This window comes from Niallia tiangongensis, from assembly GCF_044704065.1.
Classification (GTDB): domain Bacteria; phylum Bacillota; class Bacilli; order Bacillales; family Cytobacillaceae; genus Niallia; species Niallia tiangongensis.
On sequence record NZ_CP162613.1, the window covers coordinates 76,245 to 99,332 of the forward strand.

Genomic DNA, 23,088 nt, shown 5'->3' on the forward strand with positions numbered 1-23,088 from the left:
GATGATGGAAAGCAGCTGGATGACAGGGGTTCTTAATTGTTAATAGGTGGAAAGTATGGATATGCATGTATGCAGGCATCTTCATCCCAACTATGCTATAATACAAGCGAAGTAATTACGGAAGGAGCTAGACATGTGAAGACTTCGCAATCAAATGTCTGGTTTAAAGGCGCCTTTATTCTAATGCTGGCTGCCTTAATAACTAAAGTACTAAGCGCTGTATATCGAATACCGTTTCAAAATATTGTCGGTGATACAGGATTTTATATTTATCAGCAGGTTTATCCTTTTTACGGGGTAATTATTGCTTTATCTACATATGGTTTTCCAATAGTCCTATCAAAATTGTATATGGAAATGAAAGTAGAGGGGAACCAATCGGGTATAAATAGACTTGTGAGTTCCTCTTTTTTCTTATTTTTTCCAATAGGAGTTGCTGCTTTTCTTATTCTATTTTTCAACGCTGGCAGACTGGCTTCTTGGATGGGAGATCCCTATTTAGCATCCTTGTTGAAGGTAATTTCTTTTGCATTTCTTTTTTCTCCGTTGACAGCTATTTTGAGAGGGATCTTTCAAGGGGAGGGAAATATGATTCCGACAGCAGTATCACAGGTAAGCGAACAACTGCTTAGAGTTGGGATTATCTTATTTGTTGCTGTCTTTTTTTCCTTTAAAGGATATTCCTTATATGCGATTGGTTCAGGGGCTATGTTTGGTTCTGTAATAGGGGGCTTACTGTCCTTGCTAGTACTAATCTATTTTTATCGAAAAAGTTCTTTTTCTTTTACTCTTTTTCGATTTTCCGCCCTTTTTCACAAGGGAAATCGTCTTCTATGCAAAAGAGTGGTATATGAGGGAATCACGATTTCGATTAGTAGTATGCTATTAATATTATTGCAGCTTGCAGATTCTTTGAACTTATATTCCTTATTAATCGAAAATGGAATGGCGGATGAAAATGCTAAAGTTATGAAGGGGATATATGATAGAGGGCAGCCACTCATACAAATTGGAAGTATTATATCCACATCGATGGCTTTAAGTATTGTCCCTCTTATTACAAAGGATCGGCAAAAGGCAAGTAATAAAGATCTAATGGGTAATATTCATTTCTCTCTTTTAGTCAGTTATTTTATTGGTCTCGGTGCTACAGTAGGTTTAATCGGGATTATTAATGAGACAAACAGTATGCTTTTTGAAAATGATGCTGGCTCTACTGTCCTTGCCATTTTGTTTTTTGTTATTTTCTTTAATGCCATTATTGTTACGGTAATGTCCATACTTCAAGGCTTAGGTCATTCTTACTATCCTGCAGTTTTGATTATATTTGGTTTTATAGGGAAATATGTTCTTAACATCAGCCTTGTTTCTTCTTATGGGATTGCAGGAGCAGCTTATGCATCGCTAATTATATTATTTATTCTTTTACTTTTAATGGTGGTAAAATTGAGAAGAATAGTCAAAGAGCCAATTATTGGTCTAAAGCAGATAATAATCATTAGTGGTGCGAGTTTCGTAATGTTACTTGTTCTTAAAGGATATATACCTCTTTCCTCGTTGCTGCTTGAATTTATAGAGAATAATCGCATAAAAAGTGCTATTCAAGCATTATCTGGTGTTATGATAGGCGGAATCGTTTATGTGTTTCTTGTTTTGCGAGGAAATGTTTTTAAAGAGAAGGAATTATCTCTATTGCCATTAGGAAGTAAACTAATATGGTTTTTACCGAAAAAAAAGGAGGGGAATTAAATGAAGCAAATAAAGATTATTGGATTAGGTGCAGGTGATATGGATCAGCTGCCGTTAGGGGTCTACCGAAGCCTAACGGATGAGAATAAAGCGGTATATGTACGGACGAAGGATCACCCTGTAATATCAACCCTTGAACAAGAAGGTGTCACGTTTTATTCATTTGATTCTATTTATGAGAAACATGATCAATTTGAAGCAGTATATAAAGAAATTGTTGCATTTCTGATTGAAAAAGCAAAAGAGACAGACGTTGTATATGCAGTTCCAGGCCATCCTCTTGTTGCGGAGAAAACGGTTCAATTATTAATAGAAAAAGATAGAGAAGGAGTGGTCTCTATCGAAATTGCCGGTGGGCAAAGCTTTTTAGACAGCATTTTTCAGGCGCTGCGAATTGATCCAATTGAAGGTTTTCAGTTACTGGATGGAACAGCCCTTGACCGCTCAAGCATTCAGCTTAGAAATCATTTGATTATTGGTCAAGTATACGATGCTTTTTCTGCATCGGAAGTGAAGCTGACACTAATGGATATACTGCCATATGACTATCCTATTAAAATTGTAACTGCAGCAGGAAGCAGTTTGGAAAATATAAAAGAAATCGAGCTGCATGATTTAGATAGAGAGATGGACTTAAATAATCTAACGAGTGTCTATGTGCCGCCTGTTCAGGAGGAAAAGATATTACATAAAGAGTTTTCTCAGCTAAGAAATATTATAGCAGTGCTTCGTGGACCGAATGGCTGTCCGTGGGATAAAAAACAAACACATGAAAGCTTGCGTAAGTATCTACTGGAAGAAAGCTATGAATTAATTGAGGCTATCAATGAAGGAGATATCGATCATATCATCGAAGAGCTTGGCGACGTGTTATTGCAAGTGATGCTCCACAGTCAAATAGGAGAAGATGAAGGTTATTTTTCTATTGATGATATAATCGAGGGAATTTCCGATAAGATGATTCGCAGGCATCCTCATGTATTTGGAGAAGAACAGGCGGAATCTGTCGATGACGTGATGAAGCATTGGCAAAATGCGAAGAAAAAGGAAGCAAAGGAAGCAAAGGATTCTGTGTTAGATGGAATAAATCATGCATTACCTCATTTAATGCAAGCTCATGAATTGCAGAAAAAAGCGGCAAAGGTTGGGTTTGATTGGCCGGATGCAGATGGAGCATGGGAAAAGGTAAAAGAGGAGATTCTAGAGTTTCATAAGGAAATAAAAGAGGCAACTAATAAAGAAAAAATAGAAAGTGAATTCGGTGATGTTTTGTTTTCGCTTGTAAATATCGCTAGATTTTATAAGGTTGATCCTGAGCTTGCTATCTTCCAGACAAACAAGAAATTTATTCAGCGTTTTTCATATATAGAAGAAAAGGTGAAGGAGTCTGGAAAGGAATGGAGCCAAATGAGCTTAGAGGAATTAGACGGATATTGGAATGAAGCAAAGGGAAAACAACGATAAGAAGGAGCGGTTAAGATGCGACTAGATAAATTCTTGAAAATTTCACGCTTAATTAAAAGAAGAACGTTAGCGAAGGAAGTTGCGGATCAGGGAAGAATTTTAGTAAATGGGCTGCAGGCAAAAGCGAGTACCAATGTGAAGGTCGGAGATGAGCTTCAGGTGCGTTTTGGGCAAAAGCTAGTAACAGCAAAAGTGGAAATGCTACAGGAATCCACGAAAAAAGAAGATGCAGCAAATATGTATAAAATAATTAAAGAAGAGACAATTTCTTAAGTTTAATAAGCTGTATTATTGGTAATAAACAAGATAGAGTTTTGTCGACTATCTTCCTTTTGAAGGCTTGTTCTAAAATAATTTTACTTCACATATATTTGTACAAGTAGAGATTGTACTAAGTGATTGTGAGGGATAAAGATGAGCCAATATTATGATTCAAACACGCCTAAAAGTAATGTTGTAGAACATGATGTCATTATGAGAGGGAGAAAGTTATTAGATATCACAGGAGTAAAGCAGGTGGAGAGTTTTGACAACGAAGAGTTCATTTTAGAAACAGTAATGGGCTTTTTATCCATCCGTGGTCAAAATCTTCAAATGAAAAATCTCGATGTGGAAAAAGGAATCGTCTCCATAAAAGGCAAGGTGTTTGATTTAGTTTATGTAGACGACCAAAGTGGAGATAAGGCTAAGGGATTCTTTAGCAAGATATTCCGATGACGTTATCTACACAATTTATGACCATGCTAGCGATGGTTAGCATGGGCCTATTCTTTGGAATAAGCTTAGATACCTATCAATACTTCTTGAAAAGGCCGATCAGGAAAAGAAGTATTGTTTTTATCCATGATATCCTTTTTTGGATTTTGCAAGCCCTTCTTATGTTTTATGTTCTTTTCCTAGTAAACAAAGGAGAGGTGCGCATTTATTTGGTCTTAGCTTTGCTGTTAGGGTTCGCGATGTACAAAAGTTTATTTCAAGCTCTTTATCTTCGATTACTAAAAGAGATTATTTCTTTTTGCGTTCATTCTTATCGCTTTTTTATTAAATTGTTTATGAATATTGTATATAAGCCAATTAAATCTATTGTGTTATTGCTCTTGTCGATAATAATTGCTTTTGGTAAGGGACTTATGGCACTTGCCAATGGTATAATTAGGGTATTAAGATTTATCATAAGGATACTATTTAAACCGATTGGATGGCTTTTATCCCTATTATGGCTAATTGTGCCGAAAAAGGTTAAATTATTAGTCGAGAGAATTTCTAGTAAATTGGCAGGATATTACTTTAAAATAAAGAAATATTTGAAAGAATGGATAGCTAATAGAAAAAAATAATGAAAGGAGGAGCCTCTATGAGTGCCATAAGAAAACCAGATATTACAACAGTTCCAACAGAATATAATATACAGCATCAAGCTGATAGTCTTAGTGGAGCTAGAAAGAAAAAGCTATTGATGCGCAGGCTGACAACATTCTTCGTATGTGCTGCTGTTATTGGCTTTATCATGATTTCCACACTCATATCACAAAGCTCCACTTTAAAAGAGAAAAGAGCAGAGAAAGAGAACTTAGATGGACAACTTGTAGCGCTAGAAAAGCAGGAAGCGGAATTAAATGATCAAATTGCTAAGTTAAATGATGAAGAGTATTTAGCTAAATTGGCTAGAAAAGATTTATTACTATCACAAAAAGGGGAAATTATTTTTAATATCCCAGAAAAAGAAGCAAAAAACGCAACTGGAAAATAATAAGGTCGGCTGTAATATTGACACTCTTTTTTTCCATTCTGTATAATATAAATAAGTACGATTTTTTATATCCTTAAGGAGGCAAAACTTTTTTATGTCAATCGAAGTAGGCAGCAAGTTACAAGGAAAGGTAACAGGAATTACTAATTTTGGTGCGTTTGTTGAACTCCCAGAAGGAGCAACAGGTCTTGTTCATATTAGTGAGGTCGCAGACAATTATGTTAAGGACATTAATGAACACCTAAAAGTAGGCGATGAAGTAGAAGTTAAAGTTATTAATGTCGAGAAAGATGGCAAAATTGGACTATCCATTAAGAAGGCGAAGGATAGACCAGAAAGGCCAGAAAGACCAGAGAGACCAGAGAGACAACAATACGAACGTGGAGAAAGAAGAGAATCAAGAGGCGGCTATTCCGGCGGGAATTCTCAAAGGTCACGTAATGCAAAATCAAATGAAAATCGTGCTCCTAAAGAGAATTTCGAATCGAAAATGGCTCGTTTCTTAAAAGACAGTGAAGATCGATTAGCTTCTCTGAAAAGAAATACTGAGTCGAAACGCGGGGGAAGAGGCGCTAGACGCGGGTAACTTGCTGCTGAATAACCAATAGATAGCAGGGTTTATCGTTTATATATTCCCATAGCTTAAGCAAGCCGATTCAGGCTTGCTTTTTTGTGTTTTAATAGAAAGGACGTTAATTCAGCAAGAGGCGAGGATCAACTTCCGTAAAGGTCCGATTGGTTCAACTAAGAAGGAAAACTCCCACTGATGGAAGATTCACTTTATTGATTTCATCTTTTGTGAGAGTGTTTAATAGAAAAAGACATAAAAAAAACCACGTAAATTTTTACGTGGTTTTTTTAGATAGCGGCGGAGGGGATCGAACCCCCGACCTCACGGGTATGAACCGTACGCTCTAGCCAGCTGAGCTACACCGCCATAATATTAACAAGACAATTAATATAATACAAATAAATAAATGCAATGTCAATAGGTTTTAATCATTTTTTTAGATATTGGCAAAGTTATATTCTTTCTATTGGCTGTACTTGAAAATCTTTATACACGATACGTATGAAGTGTATAGATAGGTAGAAGTCGTTACTATAGAAAGAAATCTAAAAATTTATATTGCATGAATTGACAAAAATAAGCAATAAATACAAAAAAGCAGGTAGCTGAAAAGATCATATTCCTTCAGGAGGACTTCTGACAAAAGGACACTCTTTATTATAGAATAGCCTCTTTTCCATAAAAATCTCCAAATAACTAGCAGAAGGGAATCTATCGAATTTTGTAGCTCCTTAAAAAAATGAAGGAAAGAAGTCGAGCGAAAAGCTGGAACTGCTTCGTTATTTTGACAAACTTTTAAATAGCTACCTTCTATAATGTGGAGCAACGATACTTGATAGGGAGTGGAGTGTATGGAAAAAGTAGAAAGGGATATAATCGATCCGATTGGTGAGGTTGATTTTGGGAAGTCGCGGGATAGCTTCAGCTCAATTCTTCATAAATTTAATACAAAATTGGAGAATTTCTTTTTAGTAAAAGGCTATTTGATTTTAATTATTGGTTTTTTACTTGGACGAGCCTTAATATTAGGGCAGCTTACTCCTTTTGCTCTTCCATTTTTTGCAGCGGTGTATTTATCAAGGAAAGATAAAGCCCCACTTGCCCTCATTGGATTAATTGCTGGTGCGGCTACATTAGGAATAACGGAGGCGGCTACTAATTTTGCCTTGTCTTTCTTATTCTTGATTAGCTATAAAATCATTTTGAACTGGAAAAGTAAGGAACAACAACTCGTACCGGTATTTGTTTTTGGCCTTGTCTTTCTTGGTAGCTTAGCTAAAACTTATCTATTAACAAACGGTTTTACATTGTATGGTGGAATGTTATCGTTTGTAGAAGGAAGCCTTGGTTATATTCTTACATTAATCTTTTTACAAAGTCTACCACTACTCACAGTAAACAAAAGGAGACAAGCACTTAAAACTGAGGAAATTGTTTGTTTGATCATCATGCTAGCTTCTATTATGACTGGAACAATAGGATGGGCGGTCTATGGCTTATCCATTGAACATATTATGTCTCGTTACTTAGTATTAGTCTTTTCCTTTATTGCAGGGGCAACGATTGGCTCCACAGTTGGTGTAGTAACAGGGTTAATTTTTAGTCTGGCAAGTATTTCAAGTTTCTATCATATGAGTTTGCTAGCATTTTCTGGTCTTCTAGGTGGATTACTGAAAGAAGGGAAGAAGATTGGCGTGGCATTGGGCTTATTTATTGCTACCCTTCTAATTGGAATGTATGGAGAAGGTGGAGGCGTATTATCTGTATCATTAATGGAAACAACAATAGCTGTTTTCCTATTCCTTCTCACACCAAGAAGTTTAACCTCTCGCATTGCAAAACACATACCCGGAACAACAGAATACTCCCAAGAACAACAGCAATATATGAGAAAGATGAGAGATGTAACTGCTCAAAGAGTTTCTCAGTTTTCCAATGTTTTTCAGGCTCTCTCCAACAGTTTTTCTTCTCCCAACATTAGTGAGATGATGGAGGAGGAAGATAACGAGTTAGACTATTTTTTAAGTAATGTTACTGAAAAGACGTGTCAGACATGCTTTCGAAAGGAACACTGCTGGGCACGTAACTTTAATACAACCTATGACTATATGAAAGATATTATGACTGAAATGGCTGATACAGGCGGAAATATTTCCTCTAATCTTTCGAGGGATTGGGATAAGCATTGTACGAGGTCGAAAAAGGTTACGGATGCTATTCATCAAGAACTCGCATTGTACCAGGCCAACCAAAAATTAAAAAAACAAGTGCAGGAAAGCAGAAAACTAGTTGCGGATCAATTGCTTGGCGTATCAGAAGTTATGGGTGACTTTGCCAAAGAAATTCAGAGAGAAAGGGAAAATCATTATAAGCAGGAAGAACTAATATTAGAAGCTATTCAGGAATTTGGCATTCATATTGAAAATGTTGAGATATATAGCCTAGAACAAGGAAATGTCGATATCGATATAACCATCCCCTACAACACGGGCTATGGAGAATGTGAAAAACTAATTGCACCGATGTTATCTGATATTCTTGGAGAAACAATTATTGTAAATAAAGAGGAGGTTTCTGAGTATTCCAATGATTATAGTCATGCGACGTTCCGGTCAGCAAAAGCTTATACGGTAGAGACTGGCGTTGCCCATGCAGCAAAGGATGGGGGATTTATATCAGGTGATAGCTATTCAACGATTGAACTAGGTTTAGGAAAATATGCAATGGCAATAAGCGATGGAATGGGAAATGGAAAGCGTGCCCATGTGGAAAGTGAAGAGACACTGCAATTATTGCAAAAAATTCTTCAATCAGGAATCGAAGAACAAGTGGCAATTAAATCGATTAATTCGATCCTTTCTTTGCGAACAACAGACGAAATTTTTTCAACGTTAGATTTAGCGATGATTGATTTGCAAAACGCAGCGGTGAAATTTTTAAAGATAGGCTCTACACCAAGTTTTATTAAAAGAGGATCGAAAGTAATGAAAATACAGGCAAGTAATTTGCCTATGGGCATTCTCCAGGAATTTGATGTAGATGTTGTTAGTGAGCAATTAAAGGCTGGAGATTTGTTAATTATGATGAGCGACGGTGTTTTTGAAGGACCAAAACATGTTGAAAACTTCGAAATATGGATGAAGCGAAAAATCAAGGAGCTGAAAACAGAGAAACCACAGGAGGTAGCAGACTTAATTATGGAGGAGGTTATACGATCTCGTTTAGGGTTAATTGAGGATGATATGACTGTTTTAGTTGCAAAAATTGATCATAATATTCCGAAGTGGGCATCAATTCCGGTAAAAGGTTTTAAGCAAGTAGCAAATTGAATCTGATAACTTATAAATCATTTCCCGAATTAATGGGAAATGAAACCTCCCTCGGTTTACCTTTCTAAAAAGGTATAAATTCTTCCTTTTTCGTCGAGAATGGGACTAACTCACGAAGATGGAGGGGAGATATTTATGAAAACAGGTACGTTAAAACAGGTTTTGCTTATTACAGATGGATGTTCAAACAAAGGAGAAGATCCAATTGCGATGGCAGCATTAGCTAATGAACAAGGAATTACGGTCAATGTCATTGGGGTAATGGAACAAGATACGATTGACGAGCAGGGGATGAAGGAAATCGAAGGCATCGCACTTTCTGGAGGTGGTGTCAGCCAAATAGTATATGCACAGCAATTAAGTCAGACTGTCCAAATGGTTACGAAAAAAGCAATGACTCAGACACTTCAAGGTGTAGTCAATAAAGAGCTTCAGCAAATACTAGGTTCCTCGAAAACAATGGAGGATCTTCCGCCAGAAAAGCGAGGAGAAGTAATGGAGGTTGTTGACGAACTAGGAGAGACAGTTGAACTTGAAGTATTAGTATTGTTGGATACAAGCGCTAGCATGAAGCATAAACTGCCAACTGTAAAAGAGGCTTTGCTTGATCTATCTCTAAGCTTGAATGCTCGTTCAGGCGAGAATCGTTACTCTGTATTTGTATTTCCCGGGAAAAAGAAAGATGTCGAAAAATTAATGGATTGGACTCCTCGTTTAGAATCTCTAACAAGTATATTTCCGAAATTATCTACAGGAGGAATTACGCCAACTGGTCCAGCTTTAAAAGAAGCAGTCTATTACTTTAAGCATAAGCGCTCATTAAGGAGCTTGATTTCAAGTGATGATGAATACTTCGAAGAGTCAATTTAAAATAAATGATGGTACGGTTGTAAAAGGAAAGTGGCATAATAAGCAATATACTATCTTGAAGGAGCTTGGCTATGGAGCAAATGGTACTGTTTTTTTGGCGGATTCCCGAATAGGAAAAGTTGCTATAAAATTAAGCAACAATAGTGTATCTATAACTTCCGAAGTAAATGTATTGAAGTCCTTTGCAAAGGTCCAAGGTTATAGCCTTGGACCTTCTTTAATAGATGTGGATGATTGGGTAACAAATAAGGGGAATATCTCTTTTTATGTAATGGAATACATTAATGGACCTGATTTACTCGCCTTTATTCACAATAAGGAAGAATCATGGATTGATGTACTAATGATCCAATTATTAAAAGATTTACAAGTCCTCCATGAAAATAACTGGGTTTTTGGAGATTTGAAACCAGAGAATCTAATTATTACAGGACCACCTACGAAAATTAGATGTATTGACGTAGGCGGAACAACGATTATTGGAAGGGCAATTAAAGAATTTACAGAGTTTTTTGATAGAGGTTACTGGGGATTGGGAACCAGAAAGGCAGAGCCAAGCTATGATTTGTTTGCGGTTGCTATGATTATGCTAAATATATATTATCCAAAGCGCTTTAATAAAACGGAAGGCGGAATAAAACAGCTGCAAACGATGATTCGACAAAAAAAAGGACTCCTGCGCTATGAAGGGATTCTTGTAAAAGCGTTTACTGGAAAATACCAAAGTGCGAAGGAAATGCGATTTGATTTATTAAAATTAACAAATGGTGGTAACACAAGTAGAAGCAAAGTATCAGTTGGATCTCAAACAAATATTTCGCGACAAGGAAAAGGACAAAATCCCCAATCTTCCAATACAAGAAGCAAAATGGTTAAAAAGAAGAAAAAAGCCGGGTGGATTGAATCTTTGCTTATCATCATTCTTATCTCCATTTGTTATATTTTGTATATTTATGGTCAATTAACTTGAAAAGAGGAATTTTAACAATTTTAGAGAATAGTCTTTGGTATCACTTTCGAAAAAGTGATATCCTTGACTATAGTAAACTACAACCTCGGATGAAAAAGTAATAACCTGAGTGTTGCTAGAATAGTGATAGTGATAAGGAAGTAATCAGAAATGTTTGAGGATCAAGTTTCGATTTATCTGCAAAGAAAAAATGTGACCCTAGAAGGAAAAAAAATCTTAGTTGGAGTTTCGGGAGGACCGGATTCTTTAGCGCTTCTTCATTTTTTATGGACAAAGGAAGAAGAATGGAAAATCACTGTTTATGCCGGGCATGTGGATCATATGTTTCGAGGGGAGGAGTCGCTTAAAGAGGCTGAATTTGTAAAATTATTCTGTGAAGAGAGAAATATACCTTTTTCTTGGGAAAGAATAAATTTGCCTGAGTTTATAAAAAAAACAGGGATGAATTCACAAAAAGCTTCAAGAGAATGTAGATATTCTTTCTATGAAAAAGTAATGAGGAAAAATAGCGTAGATTATTTAGCGCTAGGTCATCATGGTGATGATCAAATAGAAACGATTCTGATGCGATTAACGAGAGGGAGTTCAGGTAAAGCTAGAGCTGGGATACCTTTTATTCGTATATTTGGAACAGGAGAAATTATTCGCCCCTTTTTATGTTTAGAAAGAGAGGATATTGAGGAATATTGTAAAATACATAATCTAAATCCGAGAAGAGATCCAAGCAATGAAAAAGAAACATATAGCCGTAATAGATACAGAAAGCATGTTGTCCCTTTTTTGAAAAAAGAAAATATACATGTAGCAAGGCATTTTCAGAGATTTAGTGAAGAATTGGCAGATGATGAAGCCTATTTAATGAAACAGGCAGAAGAAAAGCTTTCTTTTATAGTAACTAAAAAAAGGAAAGAGGAAGTAGTAGTCGATATTAATCGATTTCTTTCAATAGCTATTCCTTTACAAAGAAGGTGTATTCAACTAATATTAAATTATCTCTATGACGAGATGCCTATTTCATTATCCGCATTACATACTGAGCAAATGATGATATTACTAAAGAGTCCTCATTCTTCTGGGAATATTGATCTCCCGAATGGTTTGAAAGTGAAAAAGTCGTATCATTCTCTTCATTTTCAGTTTAATTTTTCTCCAACAAAATCCTTTTATTATGAATTATCAAAAATGGGAGAGTTATTATTACCAAATGGGTACAATATTAAGGTAGAATATATAAACGGTGACCATCATACAGAAAGCGATTGTATTCTTTTGGATTCATCCTCTATTTCCTTTCCTCTTATTATCCGTACTAGAAGAGATGGAGATAGAATTCATTTGAAAGGGATGGATGGAAAGAAAAAGGTGAGCCGTATTTTTATCGATGAGAAGATTCCAATCCAGAAAAGAGAGAGTTGGCCAATCATTACGGATAGTAACGGCAATATTCTTTGGATACCAGGACTGAAAAAATCGATATATTCTCATAGTAATACGAATAGTGGTAGTAATCTATTAATAACATATAAAAAGCAATGATCTTCTAGGGGGCACACAAGAAATGAAACACGATATTGAAAAAATATTGATATCTGAAGAAGAAATACAAGGGAAAATCAAAGATTTAGCTTTTCAACTTACAGAGGACTATCAAGATAAATTTCCTTTGGCAATAGGCGTATTAAAAGGTGCTATGCCCTTTATGGCTGATCTTTTAAAACGAGTGGATACATACCTTGAAATGGACTTTATGGATGTGTCAAGTTATGGTAACTCTACTGTTTCTTCTGGGGAAGTAAAAATCTTAAAGGATTTGGATACTTCTGTCGAAGGAAGAGACATACTAATTATTGAAGATATTATTGATAGTGGGCTAACATTAAGTTACCTTGTAGAGTTGTTCCGTTATCGAAAAGCAAAATCAATCAAAGTTGTGACTCTTCTTGATAAACCTACTGGTAGAAAAACAGATCTTGAAGCAGATTATGTAGGATTTATAGTACCAGACGCTTTCGTAGTTGGCTATGGATTAGACTACGCGGAAAAGTATCGTAATCTACCTTACATTGGTGTTTTAAAGCCAGAAGTTTATTCAAGTGAAAGTGAATAAGTATAAAAGGAAAGGAATTGCAGTCTAAAAAGGGTAATTCCTTGAATTTACTTAATTTTCTATGTTACTATACTCTATAGTTTGTTTACCGTGGGAGGAGGTAAGGGATGAACCGTATTTTTCGTAATACCATTTTTTATTTATTAATATTTTTAGTAATTATCGGTGTGGTTAGTTTTTTCAATGGAAATAATCAGCCTACCAAGCATTTGACATATACTGAATTGATAAATCATCTTGAGGATGGTGATGTTGCAGAAATAACGCAACAGCCTGAACGAGGTGTCCTTGAAGTACGCGGGAAATTAAAAGGCTATAAAGAAAACGAAACATTTGTTTCTTATGTAACAAACAATGAAACAAATGCAGAAGTGATTCTAAAAGCTGCTAAAGAAGGATCCAATATCGATGTGCAGCCTGCACAAGAAACAAGTGGTTGGATTACATTCTTTACTTCAATTATTCCGTTTGTGATTATTTTTATCTTATTTTTCTTCTTGCTCAATCAAGCCCAAGGTGGCGGTGGCGGCCGTGTAATGAACTTTGGTAAAAGTAAGGCAAAGCTTTACAATGAAGAAAAGAAAAAGGTTCGCTTTAATGATGTAGCGGGTGCTGATGAAGAAAAGCAAGAGCTAGTTGAAGTGGTGGAATTCTTAAAGGATCCACGTAAGTTTGCTGAACTAGGTGCTAGAATTCCAAAAGGTGTTCTTCTTAATGGACCTCCAGGAACAGGTAAAACATTACTTGCAAGAGCAGTTGCTGGCGAAGCGGGTGTACCTTTCTTCTCTATCAGTGGTTCTGACTTTGTTGAAATGTTTGTTGGGGTCGGTGCTTCCCGTGTTCGTGATTTATTCGAAAATGCGAAGAAAAATGCTCCTTGTATTATCTTTATTGATGAGATAGATGCGGTTGGTCGTCAACGTGGTGCTGGTTTAGGTGGAGGACACGATGAACGTGAACAAACATTAAACCAACTATTAGTTGAAATGGATGGGTTCGGCGCAAACGAAGGTATTATTATTATTGCTGCTACAAACCGTCCGGATATTTTAGACCCTGCATTATTACGTCCAGGTCGTTTTGACCGTCAGATTACAGTGGATAGACCAGATGTTAATGGTCGTGAGGCGGTTTTACGTGTACATGCTCGTAACAAGCCATTAGATGAAGCTGTAGATTTAAAAAGCATCGCTCAGCGTACACCAGGATTTTCTGGTGCTGATTTAGAAAACCTTCTAAATGAAGCAGCGCTTGTTGCGGCGAGATCTGATAAGAAGAAAATTGATATGGAAGACATGGATGAAGCGACAGATCGTGTTATTGCTGGACCTTCCAAGAAAAGCCGTGTTGTTTCTAAAAAAGAAAGAAATATTGTTTCTTACCATGAAGCAGGTCATACAATTATCGGTGTTGTCTTAGATGAAGCGGATATGGTTCATAAAGTAACAATCGTACCTCGAGGCCAAGCCGGTGGATATGCGGTTATGCTTCCTAAGGAAGATCGTTTCTTAATGACGAAGCAAGAGCTTCTTGATAAGATTACCGGTTTACTTGGTGGTCGTGTAGCAGAGGATATTGTTTTTGGTGAAGTAAGTACCGGAGCACATAATGATTTCCAACGAGCTACAGGTATTGCTCGTAAAATGGTAACAGAGTATGGGATGAGTGATAAGCTTGGACCATTACAATTCGGTCAAGCACAAAGTCAAGTGTTCCTAGGCAGAGATTTGAATAATGAGCAAAACTATTCTGATGCAATTGCATACGACATAGATTTAGAAATCCAAAGAATTATTAAAGAGTGTTATGAAAGAGCGAAACAAATTCTTACAGAAAACCGTGAGAAGTTGAACCTAATTGCTGAAACACTTCTTGAAATAGAAACATTGGATGCTGAACAAATCAATAGCCTATACAAAGATGGTGTCTTGCCTGATCGTACGAAAAAAGCTGATATGACTTTAGGTTCAGAAGATATAAAGGTAAATATTAACAAAAAAGATGATCGTGACGAGTAATTAATTATAGAAAAGGATACGCTTTTAAAGCGTGTCCTTTTTTCGTCTGTTTCGTAATATATTAATATGCTTTTAGAAACAACCGTTGCTTTACACTTTGTCTCTTTCTCGTTGTATGTTATGATATGTCCAGTATTGGAAAAGACCGTTTATTTATGGCTTTAGGAAAGTGGTTTCTTACTTTGTATTGTGCTTTTGTAGGAAAAACAATTTCTCAAGCTATGGAAATAAGCTGATATAGTAAGTAGAGCTATATGAAATGGGATTTGCCGAATGAAATTAATAAAAAAGTGGTGACCATAATGATTTTTGTCTTTGATATTGGAAATACAAATATAGTACTAGGTGTATATGATAAAGAAGAATTAAAGCATCATTGGAGAATTGAAACGAATCGTTATAAAACGGAAGATGAATATGGTATGATCATTAACGCTCTATTCGACCATGTGGGTTTAACCTTTTCCGATATTACTGGGATCGTTATTTCATCTGTTGTTCCTCCTATCATGTTTTCTTTGGAAAGAATGTGCCAAAAGTATTTCCATTTGAAACCGTTAGTGGTTGGTCCAGGAACGAAAACAGGCTTAAACATAAAGTATGATAATCCGAAGGAAGTAGGAGCTGATCGCATTGTCAATGCAGTCGCGGCTATACATGAATATGGAAGTCCGTTGATTGTGGTAGATTTCGGTACAGCTACAACCTTCTGTTATATAAATGAACACAAGCAATATATGGGTGGAGCGATAGCGCCTGGGATTAATATTGCAACAGAAGCTTTGTATTCTAAAGCGGCTAAGCTGCCGCGTATTGAAATTGCGCGCCCTGAAGGGGTTATTGGAAAAAATACTGTTTCTGCCATGCAATCAGGGATTCTTTTCGGTTATGTAGGACAGGTTGAGGGAATCGTTAAACGAATGAAGGAAGAAAGCGTTGTTCAGCCAAAGGTCATTGCTACAGGAGGATTAGCCAATCTTATAGCAAAAGAATCTAATATTATTGATGAAATCGATCCGTTTCTTACATTAAAGGGATTACAGCTTATTTATAAAAAAAATAAGGATACACTAAAATAAACAGAGATGTTCATAGTGAGCTATTTTAAACGGAATATTGAATCCGTTGATTAACTGATTGAAGATAAAGGAGTAAATTATGAGTGATTATTTAGTAAAAGCATTAGCGTTTGATGGTGAAGTTCGTGCGTATGCAGTAAGAAGTACAGAAACAGTGGGAGAAGGACAAAGAAGACACCATACTTGGCCAACTGCTTCCGCTGCTTTAGGTAGATCTTTAACGGCAACAGCGATGTTAGGAGCGATGCTTAAAGGAGATCAAAAATTAACGGTAAAAATCGATGGCGGTGGACCAATTGGTCTTATTCTAGTAGATGGTAATGCAAAAGGGGAAGTACGCGGATATGTTAGCAACCCTCAAGTTCATTTTGACTTAAATGAGCATGGGAAATTAGATGTAAGAAGAGCTGTTGGAACAGAAGGAACATTGTCAGTTGTAAAAGATATCGGAATGCGTGACTACTTTACAGGGCAGGTTCCAATCGTTTCTGGAGAGCTTGGAGAAGATTTTACTTATTATCTATTTAATTCTGAACAGGTACCTTCTTCTGTTGGAGTAGGAGTATTAGTGAATCCGGATAATAGTATCTTAGCTGCTGGAGGTTTTATTATTCAATTAATGCCTGGTGCGCAAGATGAAACGATTACGAAGATCGAAAAACGATTGAGTGAAATTCCGCCAATTTCTAAATTAATTGAAAAGGGCTTAACGCCAGAGGAACTTCTAGAAGAGATTTGTGGGCAAGATAATGTAAAAGTAATTGAAAAAATGCCAATTTCGTTTACATGCACATGCTCGAAAGAAAGATTTTCTCATGCGATAATCAGTTTAGGTCAAGCGGAAATCGAAGATATTATTGAAACAGATGGTCAAGCAGAAGCAGAATGTCATTTCTGTAATGAAAAATATATGTTTGCAAAAGAAGAACTAGAAAAATTACTAGAAGAAGCAAAATAAGAAAATAGATTAGGCGGTCTCAAAGAATGGTTAGCTATAAATCATTCCTGGAGGCTGTTTTTTTATGGTTTATAAAGGAGGTATGGAGACGGAGTAAATTTAGAAGTACGAAAGTAAGATCAATACACCTAATTCTGATGGAGATAGCGAGAATGATGAATGCTCCTGTAGGTAAGATGCCTTTCTTGGATGTAGGTATTGTTGTTATATAAAGTAGGATTTTTACAAAATCATCCTTATATTTTAATGATTAATTTTTCGGAAAATACAAACATATTGATTGACAAATGAAGGGGTTATTTGATAAATTAATATTATAAAACCAATTAAAATACTCGGAATAATAAGGAGAGATAGAAAATGTCAAAAATCGCAAATTCTGTAGTCGATCTTATCGGCGGAACACCTATAGTTAAATTAAACCGTTTAGTAGAAGATGAGTCCAGTGCAGACGTTTATTTAAAATTAGAATACATGAACCCGGGTAGCAGTGTAAAAGACCGTATTGCACTTGCAATGATTGAGGCAGCTGAAAAAAGTGGTGACTTAAAGGCTGACAGCACAATTATTGAGCCTACTAGTGGAAATACAGGAATTGGTCTTGCTATGGTTGCTGCAGCAAAAGGTTATCGTGCGATTTTGGTTATGCCAGAAACAATGAGTATCGAACGTCGTAGATTATTGAAAGCTTACGGTGCTGAATTAGTATTAACACCAGGACCCGAAGGAATGGGTGGAGCTATTCGTAAAGCAGAAGAATTAGCAAAAGAAAATGGCTATTTTATCCCACAACAATTTAAAAATATTTCTAATCCGGAAGTACATAGATTGACAACAGGACCAGAAATTATAGATGCTTTTGGCGACGAAGGTTTGGATGCATTTATTGCTGGTATTGGTACAGGCGGAACAATCACTGGTGCTGGGGAAGTACTAAAGGAAAAATATAAAGATATCAAAATTTATGCAGTAGAGCCTGCTGATTCTCCTGTTTTATCAGGCGGTAAGCCAGGTCCTCATAAAATTCAAGGAATCGGTGCTGGATTTGTTCCTGATATTTTAAATAGTGAAGTGTATGAAGGGATTATTCAAGTTTCAACAGAACAAGCTTTTGAGTATGCTCGTCGTGCAGGGAAAGAAGAAGGCGTGTTAGGTGGTATTTCTTCTGGTGCCGCTATTTATGCAGCTTTACAAGTAGCGAAAGAGTTAGGAAAAGGGAAAAAAGTATTAGCAATTATCCCAAGTAACGGAGAACGCTACCTAAGCACACCTCTTTATCAGTTTGATGAAGAATAAGCATAAAAGTTAAAAAAGCAAAAAGCCTCCTTTTAAAAGGGGGCTTTTTTGCTTTTTTACATAAAAAGAAGTATTACTTAATTAGGTAAGTAGATAGGTGATTTTTTTGTATTTCCCTTTATGCATCCTGTATGATGAGAACAGATAAATTTTGAAGGAGAGAAGCCTGATTGAAGAATTACAAGATATATAGTAAGACTATTTCTTTAACATATGAGCAGTTTTTTAAGCATTTTTTATCCCTTGTGGGGGATAAGTCGCATTATGTTTTATTAGAAAGCGGACGCGGTGGCAGATATAGCATTGGTGCTTTTTCGCCAGTTGTAAAAATGATCGGTAGAGATAATCGTTTAGAAGTGATAGATGAACAAAGAACTACATTCATTGAAGGAAATCCACTTCATTCGATAAAAAAAGTAATGAATCAATATGCTGTTGAGTCTAATTCGGAGCTACCTGATTTTCAAGGGGGTGCGCTAGGGTTTGTTAGTTACGATTATATCCGGTATATCGAAAAAATTCCTAATCAGACAATGGATGATATGGATATTCCTGATGTATTCTTTTTATTATTTGAAGAATGGTTTACTTATGATCACAAAGAAAATAAGCTATGGATTTCCGGTTTATATGTAGAAGGTCAGCTAGCTGTCATGCAGGATAAAATAGAAACCTATGCACTAGGATGGACAGTAGAGAATAAAGCGGAACATCTGCAAGGGGATATCGGGAAATCTGAGGGACTGAAGGTATCGATTGGAGATAATGAATTCCAACAATCAGTTCGCAAGATTCAGCAATATATTTCTGCGGGAGATGTATTCCAAGTTAACTTATCAGTTCGCCAAGCCAAGCCTTTGCATGTATCTGCGCTCGAGGTCTACAAACAACTGAGAGTTTTGAATCCTTCCCCATACATGGGCTATTTCCATACGCCTGATTTCCAGTTAGTTAGTGGTTCGCCAGAGCTTCTAGTCAAAAAGAAGGGGCAGGAAGTGAGTACACGACCGATAGCTGGAACGAGATCACGTGGGAAAAACGAAGCTGAGGATATGGCTCTTGCTCATGAATTGATGGAGAGCGAAAAGGAAAGAGCAGAGCATGTGATGCTAGTCGATCTAGAAAGAAATGATTTAGGCAGAGTGTGTGCATATGGGAGCGTTCAAGTAGATGAATTTATGGTAATCGAAAAGTATTCCCATGTGATGCATATCGTATCTAATGTGAAAGGGCAGCTAGCAGAAGATAAGGATGAGTATGATCTCATTGATAGCATGTTTCCAGGGGGAACGATAACAGGTGCACCGAAGGTACGGACGATGGAAATTATTGAAGAACTAGAGCCAGTTCGACGTGGACCGTATACTGGTTCTTTAGGATGGATTGGTTATAATCATGATGTAGAGCTAAATATTATGATTCGGACGATGCTGGTAAAGGAAAATCAGGCCTATGTTCAAGCTGGTGCAGGAATTGTGATTGATTCCATCCCTGCAAATGAATACAAGGAATCAATGAAAAAGGCCAGAGCACTGTGGAATGCGAAAGAATTAGCAGAAGAGAAATTAGGTGACATCGAATGATATACATGATTGATAACTATGATTCTTTCACTTATAATCTTGTGCAATACTTAGGTTCATTAGGACAAGAATTACAAGTGAAAAGAAATGATGAAACCTCTTTAGAAGAAATAAAAAAAGAAAACCCAGCATACTTGATGATTTCTCCAGGACCGTGTACACCTAATGAAGCAGGGATTAGTTTAGAGGCAATTCAATCCTTTGCTGGTGACATGCCAATCTTTGGTGTATGTTTGGGTCATCAAGCAATTGGGCAGGTTTTTGGAGGTGAAGTTGTACAAGCAGCTAATTTAATGCATGGAAAAACTTCGTTAATTTATCACGATAATAAAACTATTTTTCAAGGCTTGCCAAACCCTTTTTCCGCTACGCGCTATCATTCTTTGATTGTTAAAAAGGAAACATTGCCTTCTTGTTTAGAAATCTCTGCTTGGACAAAGGATGGGGAGATTATGGGTATTAGACATAATACACTTCCAGTTGAAGGGGTGCAGTTTCACCCAGAATCGATTATGACAGAGGTTGGCATGGAGTTATTGCAAAATTTCATTCAATATTATAAAGAAGGAAGTAAGCGATAAGATGTTTATGTACGTAAATGGGCAGGTTATTTGCGAGGAAGAAGCGGTTATCTCTGTTTTTGACCATGGGTTTATGTATGGACTAGGCTTATTTGAAACATTTCGTGTGTATGATGGACATCCTTTTCTATTGGATGATCATCTTTGCAGATTAAATGAAGCTTTACAAGAGATGAACATCCAAAAGTCTTTTGAAAGAGAAGAAGTAGTCACCATTATCCAAAGTCTATTGAAAAAAAACGATATTAAAAATGCTTATATTCGCTGGAATGTTTCAGCTGGAAATGGAATGATAGGACTCCAAACAGAGCCATATATAGAACCAAATACAATCGTGTATATAAAGCCCCTTCCTAAAGCAAATGGGATGGTGGAAAAAACGGGACAGATAGTGACGATTCCAAGAAATACACCAGAAGGGGCTTTTCGCTTAAAATCTCATCATTTTTTTAATAATACCCTGGCTAAACGAGAGATTGGCGCGGATATGACAATAGAAGGGGTTTTTTTAACAAAAGAAGGCTATGTTGCTGAAGGAATTACTTCTAATCTTTTTTGGGTCATCAATGAAATGCTTTATACTCCTAGCTTGCAAGCTGGTATATTAAATGGCATTACGAGACAGTTTGTCTTAAGCCTTGCAAAGAGCAAGGGTTTGGAAGTAAAGGAAGGTATGTTTCGGTTGGATGTGCTTGCACAGGCAGAAGAGGTATTTGCAACGAATTCTATTCAGGAGATAATCCCAATAAAAAAAATAGATGTATATGACTATAAAGGAGTGGGAGGCAAGGTTGTTGCTGAGCTTCATAAGGAATATAGAATGCATTCCACACAATTATGGTCGGCAGAAGAGCTAGGAGGAAAAAAGGAATGATAAACAAAATAGAGTGTGGTCCATACACATTGGATTTTGAACAAAAAACGTTGGTGATGGGTATTTTAAATGTAAATCCTGATTCCTTTTCTGATGGAGGGAAATATAACAAAATTGAAACAGCGTTAAATCGTGCGATCCAAATGGCGGAGGATGGAGCGGATATTATCGATATCGGCGGGGAATCTACAAGACCTGGTTATACTGAAATTTCAATAGAAGAAGAATTAGAACGAGTAATTCCAATTATTGAGCGACTAACGAGAGAGGTAGATATTCCTTTATCGATCGATACATATAAAGGAGAAGTGGCGAGACAGTCTTTGCAAGCAGGCGCGCATATAATCAATGATATATGGGGAGCAAAGAGAGATCTAAATATGTCCGCTATTTCAGCTGAATTTCAAGCTCCGATTATTTTAATGCATAATAGGGATAATCTTAACTACTTGTCTTTTTTAGAAGATGTAGTAGCTGACTTGCAGGAAAGTATTGATATCGCAAAAGCAGCAGGAGTCCCTCATGATAAAATCATTCTTGATCCAGGCATTGGCTTTGCGAAGGATTTAAACAGAAACTTAGAAATGATGCGCGGGTTAGATAAGCTTGTAGATATGGGGTATCCTGTGCTGCTTGCAACTTCAAGAAAATCATTGATTGGTAATGTGTTAAATTTACCTGTACCGGAACGAATGGAAGGAACTGGGGCTACTATTTGCTATGGTATTCAAAAAGGATGCCATATTATTCGTGTTCATGATGTGAAAGAAATGACACGAATGGCTCGTATGATGGATGCTTTAATGGGAAAGGGAGAATACAGTGGATAAGATAATATTAAATCAAATGGAATTCTATGGATATCATGGAGTTTTTAAAGAAGAGAATAAGCTAGGTCAGCGTTTTATCGTGGATTTACAAGCAGAAGTGGATTTAGCAAAGGCTGGAGAAACAGATGACTTACAATATTCGGTTAATTATGGTCAGCTTTTCTTTGATGTGAAGGAGATTGTTGAAGGAAAGCCGTATCAATTAATTGAAGCAGTTGCAGAAAATATTGCAAAGAAGCTTTTGGTATCTTATTCCCTTATTGAAAGCATAACCATTCGTATTATTAAACCAGACCCTCCGATTCCAGGACATTATAAATCGGTTGCGGTGGAAATTACGAGGAGCAGAAAAGGATGAATAATGTTTATTTATCATTAGGTTCAAATATAGGCAATCGATTTGAATACTTATATGAGGCTGTGCAAATGCTTCGTGATCATAGTCAAATTAATGTGGTAAATATTTCATCTGTGTATGAGACCGACCCAGTGGGATATAAGGAACAAGCACTATTTTTGAATATTGTGGTACAGATTGAAACATCATTAAATCCTTATTCTGTATTAGAGGAATGCCAAAGTATCGAAAATGAACTTGGGAGAAAAAGGATAATTCGGTGGGGGCCCAGAACAATAGACCTTGACATTTTATTGTATAATCACGAAAATATAGTATCAGATAAGCTAATAATTCCACATCCAAGAATAGAAGAGCGAGCATTTGTTTTGGTTCCGCTAATAGAAATTGCTCCAGACATAAAGTTACCAAATAAATCAATGCTTTTAAAAAAAAGATTGAAGCTTTTGCCAGATAGAGAAGGAGTAAGGGTATGGAAACAACAGAAAAATGGGGAAGACGTATTCGAGCTTTTCGAAAACTAAAAGGATATACACAGGAAAGTCTAGCGAAAGAGCTACTCGTTTCTGTTTCTATTTTAGGGGAGATTGAGCGAGGTAATCGTATGCCTTCAGAAGAGATGATTGATTCTATTGTAGGTGTGCTAAAGATAACAAGGGAAGAATTAGATCCACATCAAAGTAAATAAGCGCTGCTCATCA

23 protein-coding genes and 1 tRNA gene are annotated in these 23,088 nt (G+C 36.5%); 23 read left to right on the forward strand and 1 reads right to left on the reverse strand.

The genetic code is table 11. The features are described from left to right. Positions 1-36 precede the first annotated feature (36 nt). The 7 genes from AB3U99_RS00380 (at position 37) to AB3U99_RS00410 (ending at position 5,549) form a co-directional block, all read left to right on the forward strand. Complete coding sequence (locus AB3U99_RS00380) at positions 37-1,749, forward strand: oligosaccharide flippase family protein (RefSeq protein WP_400244758.1); 1,713 nt, start codon at positions 37-39, stop codon at positions 1,747-1,749. Beyond that, the gene (gene mazG / locus AB3U99_RS00385; RefSeq protein WP_400244760.1) at positions 1,750-3,213 is read left to right on the forward strand and encodes a nucleoside triphosphate pyrophosphohydrolase; all 1,464 of its coding nucleotides are present in this window, start codon (positions 1,750-1,752) and stop codon (positions 3,211-3,213) included. It begins immediately after the preceding gene. Between the two features lie 15 nt (positions 3,214-3,228). Beyond that, on the forward strand, positions 3,229-3,486 hold the full coding sequence (locus AB3U99_RS00390) for an RNA-binding S4 domain-containing protein (protein WP_312097789.1): 258 nt from the start codon (positions 3,229-3,231) through the stop codon (positions 3,484-3,486). A gap of 141 nt (positions 3,487-3,627) precedes the next feature. Beyond that, on the forward strand, positions 3,628-3,930 hold the full coding sequence (gene yabP, locus AB3U99_RS00395) for a sporulation protein YabP (RefSeq protein WP_400244762.1): 303 nt from the start codon (positions 3,628-3,630) through the stop codon (positions 3,928-3,930). Then, positions 3,927-4,550 (forward strand): spore cortex biosynthesis protein YabQ, encoded by a 624-nt coding sequence (yabQ, locus tag AB3U99_RS00400; protein WP_400244764.1) that lies wholly within the window; start codon positions 3,927-3,929, stop codon positions 4,548-4,550. The genes yabP and yabQ overlap by 4 nt, the downstream gene beginning before the upstream one ends. A 17-nt stretch (positions 4,551-4,567) precedes the next feature. Continuing rightward, on the forward strand, positions 4,568-4,963 hold the full coding sequence (locus AB3U99_RS00405; RefSeq protein WP_400244765.1) for a septum formation initiator family protein: 396 nt from the start codon (positions 4,568-4,570) through the stop codon (positions 4,961-4,963). A gap of 94 nt (positions 4,964-5,057) precedes the next feature. Next, on the forward strand, positions 5,058-5,549 hold the full coding sequence (locus AB3U99_RS00410; RefSeq protein ID WP_400244767.1) for a S1 domain-containing RNA-binding protein: 492 nt from the start codon (positions 5,058-5,060) through the stop codon (positions 5,547-5,549). 277 nt (positions 5,550-5,826) lie between these two features. Here AB3U99_RS00410 and AB3U99_RS00415 read toward each other — a convergent pair. Next, positions 5,827-5,900 (reverse strand) — tRNA-Met (locus tag AB3U99_RS00415). Positions 5,901-6,385: 485 nt separating this feature from the next. Here AB3U99_RS00415 and spoIIE point away from each other — a divergent pair. The 16 genes from spoIIE to AB3U99_RS00495 all read left to right on the forward strand — a co-directional run bounded on the left by spoIIE (position 6,386) and on the right by AB3U99_RS00495 (position 23,075). Then, on the forward strand, positions 6,386-8,863 hold the full coding sequence (gene spoIIE / locus AB3U99_RS00420; RefSeq protein WP_400244769.1) for a stage II sporulation protein E: 2,478 nt from the start codon (positions 6,386-6,388) through the stop codon (positions 8,861-8,863). A 135-nt stretch (positions 8,864-8,998) separates the two neighbouring features. After that, positions 8,999-9,733 (forward strand): vWA domain-containing protein, encoded by a 735-nt coding sequence (locus tag AB3U99_RS00425; RefSeq protein WP_031537143.1) that lies wholly within the window; start codon positions 8,999-9,001, stop codon positions 9,731-9,733. Next, positions 9,702-10,703, forward strand: a complete 1,002-nt coding sequence (locus AB3U99_RS00430) for a protein kinase domain-containing protein (protein WP_400244771.1) — start codon at positions 9,702-9,704, stop codon at positions 10,701-10,703. Before AB3U99_RS00425 ends, AB3U99_RS00430 begins: the two co-directional genes overlap by 32 nt. A gap of 150 nt (positions 10,704-10,853) precedes the next feature. Further along, positions 10,854-12,239, forward strand: coding sequence for a tRNA lysidine(34) synthetase TilS (gene tilS, locus AB3U99_RS00435; RefSeq protein ID WP_400244772.1), 1,386 nt, complete (start codon positions 10,854-10,856; stop codon positions 12,237-12,239). A 22-nt stretch (positions 12,240-12,261) separates the two neighbouring features. Further along, complete coding sequence (hpt, locus tag AB3U99_RS00440) at positions 12,262-12,810, forward strand: hypoxanthine phosphoribosyltransferase (RefSeq protein ID WP_400244774.1); 549 nt, start codon at positions 12,262-12,264, stop codon at positions 12,808-12,810. 107 nt (positions 12,811-12,917) lie between these two features. After that, complete coding sequence (gene ftsH, locus AB3U99_RS00445) at positions 12,918-14,828, forward strand: ATP-dependent zinc metalloprotease FtsH (protein WP_400244776.1); 1,911 nt, start codon at positions 12,918-12,920, stop codon at positions 14,826-14,828. A gap of 302 nt (positions 14,829-15,130) precedes the next feature. Then, positions 15,131-15,907 (forward strand): type III pantothenate kinase, encoded by a 777-nt coding sequence (locus AB3U99_RS00450; protein ID WP_400247920.1) that lies wholly within the window; start codon positions 15,131-15,133, stop codon positions 15,905-15,907. A gap of 79 nt (positions 15,908-15,986) precedes the next feature. Further along, the gene (hslO, locus tag AB3U99_RS00455) at positions 15,987-16,865 is read left to right on the forward strand and encodes an Hsp33 family molecular chaperone HslO (protein ID WP_400244778.1); all 879 of its coding nucleotides are present in this window, start codon (positions 15,987-15,989) and stop codon (positions 16,863-16,865) included. 360 nt (positions 16,866-17,225) lie between these two features. Next, on the forward strand, positions 17,226-18,161 hold the full coding sequence (cysK, locus tag AB3U99_RS00460) for a cysteine synthase A (protein WP_400244780.1): 936 nt from the start codon (positions 17,226-17,228) through the stop codon (positions 18,159-18,161). Positions 18,162-18,331: 170 nt separating this feature from the next. Further along, a complete protein-coding gene (locus AB3U99_RS00465) occupies positions 18,332-19,744 on the forward strand; it encodes an anthranilate synthase component I family protein (RefSeq protein WP_400244782.1) in 1,413 nt (470 codons plus the stop codon). Then, on the forward strand, positions 19,741-20,325 hold the full coding sequence (gene pabA / locus AB3U99_RS00470; RefSeq protein WP_400244784.1) for an aminodeoxychorismate/anthranilate synthase component II: 585 nt from the start codon (positions 19,741-19,743) through the stop codon (positions 20,323-20,325). The genes AB3U99_RS00465 and pabA overlap by 4 nt, the downstream gene beginning before the upstream one ends. 1 nt (position 20,326) lies before the next feature. Next, the gene (gene pabC / locus AB3U99_RS00475; RefSeq protein ID WP_400244786.1) at positions 20,327-21,199 is read left to right on the forward strand and encodes an aminodeoxychorismate lyase; all 873 of its coding nucleotides are present in this window, start codon (positions 20,327-20,329) and stop codon (positions 21,197-21,199) included. Continuing rightward, on the forward strand, positions 21,196-22,029 hold the full coding sequence (folP, locus tag AB3U99_RS00480) for a dihydropteroate synthase (RefSeq protein WP_400244787.1): 834 nt from the start codon (positions 21,196-21,198) through the stop codon (positions 22,027-22,029). The genes pabC and folP overlap by 4 nt, the downstream gene beginning before the upstream one ends. Further along, complete coding sequence (gene folB, locus AB3U99_RS00485; RefSeq protein WP_400244789.1) at positions 22,022-22,387, forward strand: dihydroneopterin aldolase; 366 nt, start codon at positions 22,022-22,024, stop codon at positions 22,385-22,387. Before folP ends, folB begins: the two co-directional genes overlap by 8 nt. Then, entirely contained in the window at positions 22,384-22,911 is a 528-nt protein-coding gene (gene folK / locus AB3U99_RS00490) for a 2-amino-4-hydroxy-6-hydroxymethyldihydropteridine diphosphokinase (RefSeq protein WP_400244791.1), read from the forward strand. Before folB ends, folK begins: the two co-directional genes overlap by 4 nt. After that, positions 22,860-23,075 carry a helix-turn-helix domain-containing protein gene (locus AB3U99_RS00495; protein WP_031537159.1) on the forward strand — a complete coding sequence of 72 codons (216 nt, stop codon included), beginning with the start codon at positions 22,860-22,862 and terminating at the stop codon, positions 23,073-23,075. The genes folK and AB3U99_RS00495 overlap by 52 nt, the downstream gene beginning before the upstream one ends. Positions 23,076-23,088: the final 13 nt, after the last annotated feature.